Here is a 14,646-nt window from a genome sequence, read left to right on the forward strand (position 1 = left end):
GCGGAATCCGCACAGCTCCGGCCCGGTGCGCCACACCGCGGCATTCCCAACCCGTCCCGACCGGGAATGCCGTACCACCACCGGAACCAACATTAGGCACCGTCCGGGTCGGCGGGGTGACGCTGACGTGAAGATCGTGTTTCACGCCCTCTGGCGCAGACCGCCCGCCACCTGCTCGGCGATCAACTCGTACGACCGCACCCGGTCCTTGACGTCGTACACCAGCGTGGTGAGCATCAGCTCGTCCGCGCCGGTGCGCTCCACCAGGTCGGTCAGCTGGCGACGCACCGTCTCCGGCGAGCCCATCGCCTGACCGTCGCGGCGCGCCACGACGAACTCCCGCTCAACCTCGGAGTACGGGTACGCCGCCGCCTCGTCGGGCGTCGACAGCGGCTCCGGCCGCCCGGAGCGCAACTTCAGGAACGACAGGGCGCTCGGCCCGGCCAGCCACTCGGCCCGCTCGTCGGTCTCGGCGCACACCGCGTTGACCGCCACCATCGCGTACGGCTTGTCCAGCCACTGCGACGGCCGGAAGTTCTGCCGGTACAGGGCCAACGCCGGCAGCGTGTTCGCCGAGCTGAAGTGGTGCGCGAAGGAGAACGGCAGACCGAGCAGGCCGGCGAGCTGGGCGCTGAAACCGCTGGAGCCCAACAACCACACGGCCGGCTGCTCACCGCGACCCGGCGTGGCGACGATCTGCCCCGGCTTCTCCCCGCTGAAGTAGTTCATCAGGTCCGCCAACTCGCGCGGGAAGCCCTCCGCCGACAGGCCCTCCATGGTGCGCCGCAGCGCCAGGGCGGTCATCTGGTCGGTGCCCGGCGCCCGGCCGATGCCCAGGTCGATCCGGCCGGGGTGCAGCGCCTCCAGGGTGCCGAACTGCTCGGCCACCACTAGCGGCGCGTGATTCGGCAGCATCACGCCGCCCGATCCGAGGCGGATCGTCGACGTGTTCGCCGCCAGGTGCGCCAGCAGCACCGCGGGGGCGGAGCTGGCGATCGCCGGCATGTTGTGGTGCTCGGCCACCCAGAACCGGTGGTAGCCCAGCTCCTCGGTGCGGCGGGCCAGCTCGGTGGTGGCCTGCAGGGCCGCGCCAGCGGTGGTGCCCTTGGCGACCGGGGCAAGATCAAGAACAGACATCGGTACGGTGATCACACGGTCAGCCAACCCGTCGCCGGCCGGTTTTGTTCCGGCATACGGGTTTTCGTCGGCCACCTCACCCGCCGCTCAGCCCATCCCGCGCGCCTGCTCGAAGATCAGGCTGGTCTGTGTGTGCTGCACCACCGGGTCGACCGCCAGATGGTCCAGCACGAAGTCCCGCAACGCGTCACCGGACGCCGCCCGCACGTGCAGCACGTAATCCTCCGCGCCGGCCACGTGGAACACCGACACCACCCCCGGCAGCCGCACCGACCGGGCCCGGAACGCGTCCACCGCCGCCCGCTCGTGCGCGGTCAACCGCACCGACACCAACGCCTGCAACGGCAGGCCGAGCGCCGCCGGATCCACCTCGGCGTGAAAACCACGGATCGCGCCGCGCTCGCGTAGCGCCCGCGTACGCGTCAGGCACGTCGACGGCGCCACGCCCACCCGCTCGGCGAGGGCGTTGTTCGGCAGGCGGCCATCGGCGGCCAACTCGGCCAGGATCGCGCGGTCCACCTCGTCCAGGGCCGGATACGGCCGCACATCATTCGGCGCAGGGAGCATCCCACCATCCTTACCCGAACTCAGCACGGAAACTAGCCCACAGGACAGAATCATCTGCCGCTCTATTGCTTGATCACCGACAGATGTTCGACGCTACCGGGCATGACATCGGTGGACACCCGGGCCGTACACGCCGGACGCGACGACCTGCGCACCCTCGGCGTACACGTGCCACCCATCGACCTCTCCACCACCAACCCGCTGCCCTCCGTCGACGACGGCGGCAACGCGTACGAGCAACTCGCCACCGGCGGGCCCCTCCCCACCGACGGCAGCGCCGTCTACCAACGGCTCTGGAACCCCACCGTCGCCCGCTTCGAAAGCGCCCTCGCCGAGCTGGAAGGCACCGCCCAGGCCGTCGCCTTCGCCAGCGGCATGGCCGCGCTCACCGCCACCCTGCTCGCCGCCGCCCGCGGTGACCGTCGGCACGTCGTCGCCGTCCGACCCCTCTACGGCGGCACCGACCACGTCCTCGCCACCGGCCTGCTCGGCACCACCGTCACCTGGACGCGCGCCGACGAGGTCGCCGCCGCCATCCGTCCGGACACCGCACTGATCATCGTCGAGACCCCCGCCAACCCCACCCTCGACCTGGTCGACATCGCCGCCCTCGCCGCCGCGGCCGGCGACGTCCCGCTGCTCGTCGACAACACCGTCGCGACCCCCGTACTGCAACAACCCGCCCGACACGGCGCCACCCTCGTCCTGCACAGCGCCACCAAGAGCATCGGCGGGCACGGCGACGTGCTCGCCGGCGTCGTCGCCTGCGACAACGCCTGGGCCGTGCGGCTACGCCAGGTCCGCGCAGTCACCGGCGCGATCCTGCACCCCCTCGGCGGCTACCTGCTGCACCGCGGCCTGCAAACCCTGCCGCTGCGGGTCCGCGCCCAACAGGCCACCGCCGAGAAGCTCGCCGGCTGGCTCGCCGGCCACCCCGCCGTACACCGGGTGCACCACCCCTCGGTGCACGACCCGGCGGCGCTGGTCGGGCGGCAGATGGCCGGACCCGGCAGCCTGCTCGCCTTCGAGGTACGCGGCGGCTCGGCCGCCGCGGCCACCGTCGCCGACGCCTGCCGCCTCATCACCCACGCGGTCTCCCTCGGCGGCGTCGACACCCTCATCCAGCACCCCGCCTCACTCACCCACCGGCCGGTCGAGGGCGACGCGAAGCCCGCCGCCGGCCTGCTGCGCCTCTCGGTCGGCCTGGAGGACCCCGAGGACCTGCGCGTCGACCTCGCCGACGCCCTCGACACGATCGCCTGACCGGTCAGCGCAGCTCGCGGTTGCCCAACACCCGGACGGGCGAACCCTGCCGAGCCACCCGCAGCATCGCCCGGCCGATCCCGTCGGTAGTGGTGACCTGGTTCGGCAGCAACCGACTCAGCACCGGAAACAGCGGACGCGTGACCGCGTACCCGAACCGGTACCACCGCGTCTTCGACACCGCACCGTACGTCGGCTGGATGAACCCCGGCCGCGCCGCATAACCGTTGGGCAGCAGATCCATGATCGCGTTCTCGGCGCGACCCTTGACCCGCGCCCACATCACCCGACCCTGACCCGACGAATCGGTCCCCTGACCCGAAACGTAGACGAACGTGACCTGTGGGCTCACCTCCGCCAACAACCGTGCCGCCGCCAGCGGGTAGTCGTAGCTGATCCGTGTGTACGCGGCCTCGTCCAGACCCAGCGAGGACACACCCAGGCAGTAGAAACACGCGTCGACACCGGTCAACTCGGCCCGCACCGCGTCCAACTCGCCCACGTCCGCGACCGTCAGCTCGCGCAGCTTCGGGTCCTGCTTCCCGGTCGGCCGCCGACCGATCGTCAGCACCTCCCGTACGTCGTCGGCGAGCAGACACTCCCGCAACACGCCCTGGCCGACCATGCCTGTCGCACCGAAGATGACCACCCGCATCAGATCCCACCCCTGTCGTCGCCTGCGTGTCAGCTCGATCGTCAGTCAGGCTCCCATGGTCAGCGTGATCCGCGCGGGTAGCGATCAGGACTTGGGGCCGACGTGCCGGTCCAGCGCGGCGACCGCGTCGCGCCGTGCCACCGAGAGGGAGTTGCGTCGGTTCATCCGCCAGGCGACGCCGAGCAGATCGAGGCTCCACTGGCAGAGCCCCATGATGTCGGTCGACTCGTTGACGAACATGTAGCGCGGGTAGACGTACGCCTTGCCGCGCACTGTCACCCGGTTGGCGATGCGGCAGCCGTCGGAGTGGAACAGCCCTCTCAGGAAGTCGCCGGCGCGCTGTTCGATGATCGGCCTTTGCCAGTCGGCGAGGACGATCGGTCGCTCGTGCTTCTTGCCGGGACCGTGCTGCGGGAGCAGGCAGGGCCAGTGGAGACCGTAACTCTGCACGCCCACGCAGCCCTGCTTCTGGACCCGTTGCACCTTCGAGGCCAACACGTCTCGCATAGCCACATCGCACGCCTCGATCAGCCCGGGCAGGCATCGGAACAGTAGATGCGCAACACCGGGACACGCGCCGTCGTCACCAGGTGGCCGTCGCCCAGGTAGAGACCGAGCAGGTAGGCGTAGGCCGCGGGGTCGGTCGGATTGTCGACATCCGGCCGACATCGGAAGCAGCGCAGCTCCGTGCCGCGCCGCACCGGTTCGGGTCGATCGACGCACCAGTGCCAGACCGTCGCGTACGGCAATGAGAGCGTGCGGGCTACCGAGCGGATGCTGTGCCCGCGAGCGCGGAGAGTGCGGGCTTGCGCCCGCATCTGCGGTGGATGCACCCCTGCATCATCGAACAGGCGTATGACTAAGTGCCGGGAGCGGGATTCGAACCCGCAAGCCCTTTCGGGCAGAAGTGTTTGAGACTTCCGTGTATGCCGTTCCACCATCCCGGCGGGTGGCGCTTACTGTACCCGACTACTCTCATGCGGGAGCATGGGTGGTAGCCGTGCAGTGATCGATGGTGGGGGTAGGGCTGGTGGCTGAGATGCCGACGGATGCCGAGCGCAGGCGCGTACTGATCGCCGAGGACGAGGCGCTGATCCGGCTGGACCTCGCCGAGATGCTGGTCGAAGAGGGTTACGAGGTGGTGGGGGAGGCTGGCGACGGTGAGACAGCCGTCCGCCTGGCCGAGGAGTTGAAGCCCGATCTCGTCATCCTCGACATCAAGATGCCGATCATGGACGGGCTGGCCGCCGCCGAGCGCATCGCCGGCGCCCGGATCGCCCCGGTGATCATCCTGACCGCGTTCAGCCAGCGTGATCTGGTGGAGCGGGCGCGGGCGGCGGGTGCGATGGCGTACCTCGTGAAGCCTTTCCAGAAGAGTGACCTGGTCCCGGCGGTGGAGATCGCGCTGTCGCGTTACTCGGAGGTCGCGGCCCTGGAGGCGGAGGTCGCGAGCCTGACCGACCGTCTGGAGATCCGCAAGTCGGTGGAGCGCGCCAAGGGCGCGCTGATGACGACGTACGGGATGACCGAGCCGCAGGCGTTCAAGTGGATCCAGCGCACCGCGATGGATCACCGGATGACCATGAAGGAGGTCGCCGAGCGGATTCTCGCGGAGACCGCCGGCGGCGAGGTGTCGCAGCAGCCCTCCGTCTGAGCACTGGGAGCGGCTCGGCGGCGGGCGGTCGGATCGATAGCATCGACTGCGTGTCGGTCCGGCGTGCGATCGCGGTGCTCGGGGTTGTCGTCACGCTGCTCGCCGGGTGCTGGGCCGCCGGCGACGAGCGCCTTCCCGAGCCGGTCCGTCCAGAGTGGGAGTTGGCGGATCTGCCGATGCCCCCCGGTGCGCCCGGCCGGCTCATCGTGCGCGATGTGACCGCCTGTGCGGGCCGGTGGTATTTGGTCGGTGCGGTGGGCGGGCCGGACGGCGGAACCCGGCCGGCTGCCTGGCGCAGTGCGGACGGTCGAGGTTGGACCCCGCTGCCGTTGCACCCGATCAGTTACTACGGCGAGCGCGCGATCCTCTATGCCGTCGGCTGCCGGGACGGGCGGATCGCCGTCATCGGCGCGCGGGCGGGTGGCGCGCACGGCAATCCGCGGGTGCGGACCTGGCGGCAGGACGCCGACGGTGCTCTGACCGAGGTGCCGGCGGAGTTCGAGCTGTACGGCGGGCCGGAGGCGGTCAGCGCGAGCCGCATCGCGGGTGGTGCGGGCGGGTGGTTGATCGCGGGTGCCCGGGAGAGTGGGGCGGCGGTGTGGCGCTCCCCGGATGCGGCTGGCTTCGAGTTGGTCGACGGTGCTCCCGGGCTGGCCAGTGATGCGAGGCTGACGACGATCGCCACGGATGCGCTGGCGGTGCCCGATGGCTGGTTGGTCGGTGGCGGGGGTCGGCCGGCGGGCCGGGCCGACCGTGATCCGTTCGTCTGGTCGTCGGGCGATGGCCGGGCCTGGACGCGGCTGGCGTTGCCGGCGACGGGTGCGGACGAGATCGCGCAGCGTCTGGTGCGGGTCGGTGCCGTCGTGCACGCCCTGGGGGTGCGGGGGAGCGGGTTCCAGGCGTGGGTGTTCGAGCCCCGTGCCGGGTCGGCGACGGCCACGGGTCAGTGGCGGGCGGTAGGGAGCTTCGGGGCGGCGGGCGCTGGCGCGGTGGCGGGTGTGGAGGCGGTTGCCGGCGGTGATGGTGCCGTGCTGGCCATGACGGTGGCGGCCGGTGGGCATCGGCTGTGGCGGTCCGCCGAGGGTGGCTCGTCGTGGGCCCCGGTGGCGCTGCCGGTGGATGTTTCCGCTGGTGGGGACACGTCGGCTGCGATCGCGGTGGGGGGCGGTCGGATGGTGGTCGCCATCGACGACGCAGCGGCGGCGAGGGTGTGGTACGCGCCTTCCGGGCCCGTCTGACGGGTTGTCGACAGGCGCCGATGTGACATCTAAACGCGAGGTTCTTCGGCTCGGGTAACGGTTGAGTCAATGCCGCCTTTGACACCTTACGGTGAGTAGCGCTTCTGGGATAACGTCCCGCCCCAGACCGGGTGAACGGTCCGGTCCGTCGTCGCCATCGGCGCTCTGCCAGGCGACTTCGGGCTTTCGGACGGAGGAGGGTTCCAGCCTTGAGGCAAAACTTCGTGCGCGTCCTCGGCAGCGTCGCCATCGCGGCGCTTGTTGTCGGCGGCGCAAGCGCATGTAAGAAGGACGAGGGCACGCCGGGTGGTTCCGCCAGCAAGGCGTGCGACCTCAAGATCGGTTTCTTTGGGGCGCTCTCCGGCGCCGACGCCGGCCTGGTAACCCCGATGAAGCAGGGTGCCGACCTGGCCGTGGAGAAGTACAACGCGGCGAACGCGGACTGCAAGGTCAGCGTTCAGGCGTTCGACTCGCAGGGTAAGGCCGACCTGGCCGGCGGTCTCGCCACCAGCGCGGCGGCCGACACCAAGATCGTGGGTATGGTCGGGCCGGCGTTCTCCGGTGAGAGCGAGGTCGCGCTGCCGATCTTCGACACTGCGGGTCTCGCCGTCATCAGCCCGTCGGCCACTCGGCCGAGCCTGTCGACGAAGGGCTGGAAGGTCTTCCACCGCGGCGTGGGTAACGACTTCTCCCAGGGTCCGGCGATCGCCAGCTACATCAAGAACGTGCTGAAGGCCCAGAAGGCCTTCGTGATCGACGACCAGTCCGCGTACGGCGCGGGTCTGGCCGACGAGGCCAAGAAGGGCCTCGGTTCGCTGATCATCGGCACCGACAAGGTCGTCGACAACGCGCAGGAGTTCGGTGCGCAGATCTCCAAGGTGAAGACCAGCGGCGCGACGGTGCTGTTCTACGCGGGTTACACCGAGGAGGCGGCGCCGTTCCTGAAGCAGCTGCGGGCTGCGGGCTGGACCGGCACGTTCATCGGTGGCGACGGCATCAACGACGCCAACATGCTGTCGGTGGCTGGTCAGAAGGACGTCGAGGGCACCATCGCGACCTGCCCGTGTGGCCCGGCCACCGCGGCCAAGGGCACCTTCGTGACCGACTTCAAGGCCAAGTACACCGTTGACCCGGGCGTGTACGCCGACGTGTCGTTCGATCTGGCCAACATCTACCTTGAGGCCATCAAGGCCGGCAAGACCAGCCGCGCCGACATCCAGGCGTTCCTCTCCTCCTACAACAAGGCCGGTTCCGCCTCGGGCGTGACCTACAAGTGGGAGCCGAACGGCGAGCTGGACCCGGCGCAGGTCAAGGTGTGGGCCTTCAAGGCGACCGCCGGTGCGTGGGCTCCTGACGTGGAGATCCCGAAGGCCTGATCCCGTTGGGGGTCACAGGTTTGAGGGCGTGACGAAAAGAGTTGTTTCGATGCGGTCGGGGTGCGTAACCCCGGCCGCATCGGCTCAACGCAACACCCTTCGGAGCATCGGTGGACTTTGCAGAACTCGTCCGGGGCTTCCCGGAACTGACCACAACCGGGTTGGTGCAGGGAGCGATCTACGCGCTCATCGCCCTCGGCTACACCCTCGTCTACGGCGTTCTTCGCCTGATTAACTTCGCGCACTCCGAGGTCTTCATGATCGGCACGTTCGGTGCCATCTGGACCTGGGCGGCCTTCGGGCTTGATAGCAACAGCGGCGCTCCGTCGGTGGGTCGCGCCCTGCTCCTGATCGCGCTCGCGATCGTGGCAGCGGCGCTGCTGTCCGGCAGTGTCGCGCTGTTGATTGAGGTTACCGCCTACCGTCCGCTACGGCGACGCAACGCGCCGCCACTGGCCTTCCTGATCACGGCCATTGGCGCGTCGTACGCGCTGATGGAGCTGATGGGGACGCTGACCCAGCGTCGCCAGGTCGGCTCACCGGCTCTGCTGCCCTCCGACACGCTGTTCAGCATCGGTGGCTGGAGCATCACGCCCGTGCAGATGCTGACGCTGAGCGTGGCCATCGTGATGATGGTCGGTCTGGACTGGTTCGTTAACCGCACCCGCTTCGGCAAGGGCATCCGCGCGGTCGCGCAGGACGCCAACACCGCCGCGCTGATGGGTGTCAACAAGAGCCGCGTGATCGCGCTGGTCTTCGTGCTGGGTGGCCTGATGGCCGGTGTGGCCGCTGTCTTCAGTGACATGAAGAGCGGCAACACCCGGTACAACATCGGCTTCCTGCTCGGGCTCAAGGCGTTCTCCGCCGCGGTGCTGGGTGGTATCGGCAACCTGCGGGGCGCGGCGATCGGTGGCGTTCTGCTGGGTCTGGTCGAGAACTACGGGTCGGCGCTCTTCGGCTCGCAGTGGCGCGATCTCATCGCGTTCGTCGTGCTGATCGTCCTGCTGATGTTCCGGCCGACTGGTCTGCTGGGCGAGTCGTTGGGGAGGGCGCGGGCATGACCGCTCTGCGAGAGCGCTGGCACTCCGCTTCGAGTGCCATCGGTCGGCGGGTCGACGGGCTGCCGAAGTCCGCCCGGATCACCGGGTTGTTGGCCTTCATCGCCTTCCTCTACGTCCTGCCGAACAAGTGGTTCTACGAGTACCTGAACATCCCGGGTCTGTGGATTCCGCTCTACACCACGCGCAACGACATGGCGGCGGTGCTGTTCTACTGCGCCTGGATCGTGCTGCTGTCGCTCGGTCTCAACGTGGTGGTGGGTTACGCCGGCCTGTTGGACCTGGGGTTCTTCGGCTTCTTCGCCGTCGGCGCGTACACGGTGGCGTTGTTGACGTCGCCGGAGAGCAAGCTCATCACCCAGTACAACTGGCTGGAGAGCCCGTGGCCCTGGTTGGTCACCGTGCCGATCGCGATCGCCCTGGCGCTGCTCTCCGGAGTGCTGCTCGGCGCTCCGACGCTGCGGTTGCGCGGTGACTACCTGGCGATCGTGACGCTCGGTTTCGCGGAGATGATTCGGATCATCGCGAAGAACCAGGACTGGATCTTCAACGGGGATCGGGGCATCCCGCAGGTGGGGCACCCGCCGGGCAAGTACGCGGACGGGACGGCCATCTTCCAGTTCGAGTTCAAGCCGTACTACTGGCTGCTGCTCACCGTGATCATCATTGCCGTCTTCCTGATCCGGAACCTGGCCAACAGCCGGGTGGGTCGGGCCTGGGTGGCGATCCGGGAGGACGAGGACGCGGCGGAGCTGATGGGCGTTCCGACGTTCCGGTTCAAGCTGTGGGCGTTCGCCATCGGCGCGGCGGTCGGTGGCTTGTCCGGTTCGCTCTGGGCCGGTCAGGCCAACTTCGTCAACTCCTCGACGTTCTCGTTGGAGAACTCGATTCTGGTGTTGGCGGCGGTGCTGCTCGGCGGCGCCGGCAGCATCGGCGGCGCGATCCTCGGTGGCTTCCTGGTCATCTACATTCCGGAGTGGCTGCGGTCGGTGGGTGATGTCTTCGGTCTGCCGGAGACGGCCACCGTCTTCGGTAACGACTTCGACGTGAGCCCGACGTCGTTGCGCTACTTCATCTTCGGGATTCTGCTGATCATCGTGATGATCTTCCGACCGCAGGGTCTCTGGCCGAACCGGCGGCGGGCCGCCGAGCTCAAGGACCGGCAGAAGGAGGTGGCTGTCGTTGAGTGAGCCACAGATGGGTAGCGAGCGCGACGTCACCAGCGAGCGCGACATGGCGATCGACGCCCGCACGACGGTGGGTAGCCCGCCGGAGACCTCGTCCACGCCGGACGAGGTGACCAGCGAGCCGACCCCGACCAATGGTCGTAAGCCGCTGTTGGAGGTCGACCACGTCACGCTGCGCTTCGGCGGCGTGGTGGCCCTCAACGACGTCAACTTCACCCTCTACGAGGGGGAGATCCTCGGGCTGATCGGCCCGAACGGCGCGGGCAAGACCACCTGCTTCAACGCGATGACGGGCGTGTACACCCCGACGACCGGGCAGATCCGGTTCCGGGGCGAGAAGGTCAGCGGCCGTAAGCGGTTCCAGATCACCAAGCTCGGCATCGCGCGTACCTTCCAGAACATCCGGCTCTTCCCGGAGATGACGGCACTGGAGAACGTGCAGGTCGGCGCGGACGCCAACCACAAGACCAGCGTGCCGAGCGCCCTGCTGCGGTTGCCGCGGCACTGGCGGGAGGAGCGGCAGGGCAAGGAGAAGGCCCGCGCGCTGCTGGAGTTCGTGGGCATCCAGGGCCGCGCCGGTGACCTGGCCCGCAACCTGTCGTACGGGGACCAGCGTCGTCTGGAGATCGCTCGGGCCCTGGCCACCGATCCCACCCTGCTCTGCCTGGACGAGCCGGCCGCCGGCTTCAACCCGGCGGAGAAGGTGGCCCTGCTGCAGCTGATCCGCAAGATCCGCGACTCGGGCGTCACCATCCTGCTGATCGAGCACGACATGCGACTGGTCATGGGCGTGGTAGACCGGTTGGTGGTGTTGGAGTTCGGGCAGAAGATCGCCGAGGGGTCGCCGGCCGAGGTGCGCGACGATCCCAAGGTGATCGCGGCCTACCTGGGAGGTGTCGAGGATGCTGCTTGAGATCGATAGTCTGAAGCTGCTCTACGGCCGGATCGAGGCGCTGCACGGCATCAGCCTGCACGTGGACGAGGGCGAGATCGTGGCGCTCATCGGCGCGAACGGCGCCGGCAAGACCACGACCATGAAGGCGATCTCGGGGCTGCACGCCATCTCCGGCGGCAGCATCAAGTTCGAGGGCACCGATGTCAGTCGGCTCCGCGCCGACCTCCGGGTGATCCGGGGCATCGGGCAGTCGCCGGAGGGCCGTGGTGTCTTCCCCGGCATGACGGTGCTGGAAAACCTGGAGATGGGGGCCTACACCCGTCGGGACAAGGCCGAGATCACCAAGGATCTGGCCATGGTCTTCGACCTGTTCCCCCGGCTGCACGAGCGGCGTAAGCAGGCCGGTGGCACGCTCTCCGGCGGCGAGCAGCAGATGCTGGCGGTGGGTCGGGCGCTGATGACCCGTCCGAAGCTGCTGCTGCTGGACGAGCCGTCGATGGGCTTGGCGCCCAAGTTGATCCAGCAGATCTTCGAGATCATCACGCGGATCAACGAGCAGGGCACCACCATCCTGCTGGTCGAGCAGAACGCCCAGCAGGCACTCTCCCGGGCCCACCGGGGGTACGTGCTGGAGACCGGTCGGATCGTCAAGGAGGGCACCGGCCAGGAACTCCTACACGACCCGGCGGTCAAGGAGGCGTACCTCGGCGTGGCCTGAGCCATCCCACCGGCGGCCGGTCGTCCCCTCGCGGGGTGGCCGGCCGCCGGCGTTCGGGCCGGCTGTCGTTTCGGCATCGCGGCACCCCGTGCCGCCGGCCAGGGATGTCGGTGCGACGGACTAGAGTCGCTGCCGTGACAGCTACGACGCCGCGCCTGCTCCTTGTCGACGGACATTCCATGGCATACCGGGCCTTCTTCGCCCTGCCGGTGGAAAACTTCTCCACCACGACGGGGCAGCCGACCAACGCGGTGTATGGCTTCACCTCGATGCTGATCAACGTGCTGCGCGACGAGCAGCCCAGCCACATCGTCGTGGCCTTCGACGTCTCCCGCCAGTCCTTCCGCACCGAGAAGTACGCGGAGTACAAGGCCGGTCGCAGCGAGACCCCGACCGACTTCAAGGGTCAGGTCAGCCTGGTCAAGGAGGTTCTGGCCGCGCTGCAAATCCCGGTGGTCGAGAAAGAGGGCTTCGAGGCCGACGACGTCATCGCCACGCTCGCCTGCCAGGCCCGCGACCAGGGCATGTCGGTGCTGATCAGCAGCGGTGACCGCGACGCGTTCCAGTTGATCGACGATCAGATCACCGTCCTCTACCCGCGCAAGGGCGTCTCCGACCTGGCCCGGATGGACCCGGCGGCGGTCGAGGCGAAGTACGGCGTCGGGCCACAGCAATACCGCGACCTCGCCGCGCTGGTCGGCGAGACCAGCGACAACCTGCCCGGCATCCCGGGCGTCGGCCCGAAGACCGCCGCCAAGTGGATCACCACGTACGGCGGGGTGGAGGGCGTGATCGCCCGCGCCGACGAGATCAAGGGCAAGGCCGGCGACAGCCTCCGCGAGCGGCTCGCCGACGTGATCCGCAACTACGAGATCAACCGCCTCGTCTCCGACCTGGAGCTGCCGCTACGCCCGGAGGACACCCGCTGGACCGGGTGGGACCGCGAGGCGGTGCACCAGGTCTTCGACACCCTGGAGTTCCGCATCCTGCGTGACCGCCTCTATCAATACCTGGAGGCGGTCGAGCCGGAGGCCGAGTCCGGGTTCGACCTCGTCGGCGAGGTGCTCACCGAGCCCGGCGCGCTCGCCGGGTGGCTGACCACGCACGCCCCGACCGGCACCTCGGTCGGTTTGGCGGTCAAGCTCGACACCGGCCCCAACCGCCGGCACACCGCCTCGATCACCGGCCTGGCGTTGGCCACCGCGGGCGGCGCGGCGGCCTGGGTCGACCCAGCGCGCCTCGACCCGACCGACGAGGGCGCCCTGGCCGGCTGGTTGGCCGACGCGCAGCGACCCAAGGTGCTGCACGACAGCAAGCCGGCCGTGCTGGCCTGCGCCGCGCACGGCTGGCAGCTCGCCGGCATCATCCGAGACACTCAGATCGCCGCGTACCTGGCCCGCCCCGACCAGCGGTCCTACGACCTGACCGACCTGGCGCTGCGCTACCTGCACCGGGAGCTGCGGGTGGACGTTCCGGAGTCCGGCCAGCTCACCCTCGACGGTCTCGGCGACGAAGGGGTGGCCGAGCAGAACCTGATGCTCCAGGCCCGGGCCACCCTCGACCTGGCCGACGCGATCGACGCCGAGCTGTCCCGCGACGGCGAGCAGTCCGCCCGGCTGATGGCCGGGGTGGAGCTGCCGCTGATGCGCGTGCTGGCCGGCATGGAGAGCACCGGCATCGCCGCCGACACCGACTACCTGTCCGAGCTGGAGGCCCACTTCGCCGCCGAGGTGAAGGCCGCCGCCCAGGGCGCCTACGAGGCGGTGGGTCGGGAGTTCAACCTCGGCTCGCCCAAGCAGTTGCAGGAGATCCTCTTCACCGAGTTGGGTCTGCCGAAGACCAAGAAGATCAAGACGGGCTACACCACCGACGCCGACGCCCTGCAGTGGCTCTACGCGCAGCAGCCGCACCCGGTGCTGGCCCACCTGCTGCGTCACCGGGACGTGGCCAAGCTCAAGTCGACAGTCGACGGGCTGCTCAAGTCGGTCTCCGACGACGGCCGGATCCACACCACCTTCAACCAGACCGTGGCGGCCACCGGTCGGCTCTCCTCGACCGAGCCCAACCTGCAGAACATCCCGATCCGCACCGAGGAGGGCCGCCGGATCCGCCGGGCCTTCGTGGTGGGGGAGGGCTACGAGTCCCTGCTCACGGCCGACTACAGCCAGATCGAGATGCGCATCATGGCGCACCTCAGCTCGGACGACGCGCTGATCGACGCGTTCAACTCCGGCGCCGACTTCCACGCCGCCACCGCCTCGTCGGTCTTCGGGGTGCCGCTCGACGAGGTCACCGCAGACCAGCGCCGCAAGATCAAGGCCATGAACTACGGCCTGGCGTACGGGCTCAGCGCCTTCGGCCTGTCCCAGCAGCTCTCCATCAGCACCGAAGAGGCGCGCGGGCTGATGGAGAACTACTTCGCCGGCTTCGGCGGGGTGCGCGACTACCTCCAGCAGGTGGTCGCCCGGGCCCGTCAGGACGGCTACACCTCGACCATCCTCGGCCGGCGCCGCTACCTGCCCGACCTGGTCAGTGACAACCGGCAGCGCCGCGACATCGCCGAGCGGATGGCGCTCAACGCCCCCATCCAGGGCTCCGCCGCCGACATCATCAAGGTGGCGATGCTGCACGTCGACACCGCGCTGGGCGACGCCGGTCTGCGCTCGCGGATGCTGTTGCAGGTGCACGACGAGCTGGTCTTCGAGGTCGCCCCCGGTGAGCGGGAGGCGTTGGAGGCCCTGGTCCGGCGGGAGATGGGCGGGGCGTACCCGCTGTCGGTGCCGCTGGAGGTGTCCGTCGGTTTGGGCCGGGACTGGAACAGCGCCGATCACTGATCGTTTTTTGGTCGCGTCTTTGTTGGTCGCGGTGTGGGGGTTCCGGGGCAGCCCGACCCACTCC

At 69.1% G+C, this 14,646-nt stretch carries 14 protein-coding genes and 1 tRNA gene; 9 read left to right on the forward strand and 6 right to left on the reverse strand.

Going from position 1 to position 14,646, the window contains the following annotated elements:
• Window positions 1–141 precede the first annotated feature (141 nt).
• Window positions 142–1,137: an LLM class flavin-dependent oxidoreductase gene (locus tag IF46_RS0115510; protein WP_030489050.1), complete on the reverse strand. Its 996-nt coding sequence runs from the start codon at window positions 1,135–1,137 to the stop codon at window positions 142–144.
• Between the two features lie 87 nt (window positions 1,138–1,224).
• Window positions 1,225–1,704 (reverse strand): Lrp/AsnC family transcriptional regulator, encoded by a 480-nt coding sequence (locus IF46_RS0115515; protein ID WP_030489051.1) that lies wholly within the window; start codon window positions 1,702–1,704, stop codon window positions 1,225–1,227.
• Window positions 1,705–1,806: 102 nt separating this feature from the next.
• Between IF46_RS0115515 and IF46_RS0115520 the strand changes: the two genes are divergently transcribed.
• A complete protein-coding gene (locus IF46_RS0115520) occupies window positions 1,807–2,967 on the forward strand; it encodes a trans-sulfuration enzyme family protein (RefSeq protein WP_030489052.1) in 1,161 nt (386 codons plus the stop codon).
• Window positions 2,968–2,971: 4 nt separating this feature from the next.
• On the opposite strand, the gene IF46_RS0115525 is transcribed toward IF46_RS0115520, so the two are convergent.
• The 4 genes from IF46_RS0115525 to IF46_RS0115535 all read right to left on the reverse strand — a co-directional run bounded on the left by IF46_RS0115525 (window position 2,972) and on the right by IF46_RS0115535 (window position 4,569).
• Window positions 2,972–3,622: an NAD-dependent epimerase/dehydratase family protein gene (locus IF46_RS0115525; protein WP_030489053.1), complete on the reverse strand. Its 651-nt coding sequence runs from the start codon at window positions 3,620–3,622 to the stop codon at window positions 2,972–2,974.
• A gap of 84 nt (window positions 3,623–3,706) precedes the next feature.
• Window positions 3,707–4,129 (reverse strand): hypothetical protein, encoded by a 423-nt coding sequence (locus tag IF46_RS35195; protein ID WP_232234048.1) that lies wholly within the window; start codon window positions 4,127–4,129, stop codon window positions 3,707–3,709.
• 20 nt (window positions 4,130–4,149) lie between these two features.
• Entirely contained in the window at window positions 4,150–4,440 is a 291-nt protein-coding gene (locus IF46_RS35200; protein WP_232234049.1) for a hypothetical protein, read from the reverse strand.
• Window positions 4,441–4,486: 46 nt separating this feature from the next.
• Window positions 4,487–4,569 (reverse strand) — tRNA-Leu (locus IF46_RS0115535).
• An 83-nt stretch (window positions 4,570–4,652) separates the two neighbouring features.
• Between IF46_RS0115535 and IF46_RS0115540 the strand changes: the two genes are divergently transcribed.
• The 8 genes from IF46_RS0115540 (at window position 4,653) to polA (ending at window position 14,582) form a co-directional block, all read left to right on the forward strand.
• Window positions 4,653–5,276 (forward strand): ANTAR domain-containing response regulator, encoded by a 624-nt coding sequence (locus IF46_RS0115540; RefSeq protein ID WP_030489054.1) that lies wholly within the window; start codon window positions 4,653–4,655, stop codon window positions 5,274–5,276.
• A gap of 50 nt (window positions 5,277–5,326) precedes the next feature.
• Window positions 5,327–6,514 carry a hypothetical protein gene (locus tag IF46_RS0115545; protein ID WP_030489055.1) on the forward strand — a complete coding sequence of 396 codons (1,188 nt, stop codon included), beginning with the start codon at window positions 5,327–5,329 and terminating at the stop codon, window positions 6,512–6,514.
• A 209-nt stretch (window positions 6,515–6,723) separates the two neighbouring features.
• Entirely contained in the window at window positions 6,724–7,890 is a 1,167-nt protein-coding gene (locus tag IF46_RS0115550; protein WP_030489056.1) for a branched-chain amino acid ABC transporter substrate-binding protein, read from the forward strand.
• 110 nt (window positions 7,891–8,000) lie between these two features.
• Complete coding sequence (locus tag IF46_RS0115555; RefSeq protein WP_030489057.1) at window positions 8,001–8,951, forward strand: branched-chain amino acid ABC transporter permease; 951 nt, start codon at window positions 8,001–8,003, stop codon at window positions 8,949–8,951.
• Window positions 8,948–10,138: a branched-chain amino acid ABC transporter permease gene (locus IF46_RS0115560; RefSeq protein WP_051723925.1), complete on the forward strand. Its 1,191-nt coding sequence runs from the start codon at window positions 8,948–8,950 to the stop codon at window positions 10,136–10,138. Before IF46_RS0115555 ends, IF46_RS0115560 begins: the two co-directional genes overlap by 4 nt.
• Window positions 10,131–11,048: an ABC transporter ATP-binding protein gene (locus IF46_RS0115565; RefSeq protein ID WP_232234050.1), complete on the forward strand. Its 918-nt coding sequence runs from the start codon at window positions 10,131–10,133 to the stop codon at window positions 11,046–11,048. The genes IF46_RS0115560 and IF46_RS0115565 overlap by 8 nt, the downstream gene beginning before the upstream one ends.
• On the forward strand, window positions 11,038–11,748 hold the full coding sequence (locus tag IF46_RS0115570; protein ID WP_030489060.1) for an ABC transporter ATP-binding protein: 711 nt from the start codon (window positions 11,038–11,040) through the stop codon (window positions 11,746–11,748). The genes IF46_RS0115565 and IF46_RS0115570 overlap by 11 nt, the downstream gene beginning before the upstream one ends.
• 134 nt (window positions 11,749–11,882) lie before the next feature.
• Window positions 11,883–14,582, forward strand: coding sequence for a DNA polymerase I (polA, locus tag IF46_RS0115575; protein WP_030489061.1), 2,700 nt, complete (start codon window positions 11,883–11,885; stop codon window positions 14,580–14,582).
• The last annotated feature ends 64 nt before the right edge of the window (window positions 14,583–14,646 follow it).

The organism is Micromonospora chokoriensis, assembly GCF_000718555.1.
GTDB classification, from domain to species: Bacteria; Actinomycetota; Actinomycetes; order Mycobacteriales; family Micromonosporaceae; genus Micromonospora; species Micromonospora chokoriensis_B.

Excerpts from the sequence above, each read along its gene's own strand:
- IF46_RS0115510 (WP_030489050.1), bottom strand. The coding sequence starts at position 1,137 with ATGTCTGTTCTTGATCTTGCCCCGGTCGCCAAGGGCACCACCGCTGGC.
- IF46_RS0115515 (WP_030489051.1), bottom strand. The coding sequence starts at position 1,704 with ATGCTCCCTGCGCCGAATGATGTGCGGCCGTATCCGGCCCTGGACGAG.
- IF46_RS0115520 (WP_030489052.1), top strand. The coding sequence starts at position 1,807 with ATGACATCGGTGGACACCCGGGCCGTACACGCCGGACGCGACGACCTG.
- IF46_RS0115525 (WP_030489053.1), bottom strand. The coding sequence starts at position 3,622 with ATGCGGGTGGTCATCTTCGGTGCGACAGGCATGGTCGGCCAGGGCGTG.
- IF46_RS35195 (WP_232234048.1), bottom strand. The coding sequence starts at position 4,129 with ATGCGAGACGTGTTGGCCTCGAAGGTGCAACGGGTCCAGAAGCAGGGC.
- IF46_RS35200 (WP_232234049.1), bottom strand. The coding sequence starts at position 4,440 with ATGCGGGCGCAAGCCCGCACTCTCCGCGCTCGCGGGCACAGCATCCGC.
- IF46_RS0115560 (WP_051723925.1), top strand. The coding sequence starts at position 8,948 with ATGACCGCTCTGCGAGAGCGCTGGCACTCCGCTTCGAGTGCCATCGGT.
- IF46_RS0115570 (WP_030489060.1), top strand. The coding sequence starts at position 11,038 with ATGCTGCTTGAGATCGATAGTCTGAAGCTGCTCTACGGCCGGATCGAG.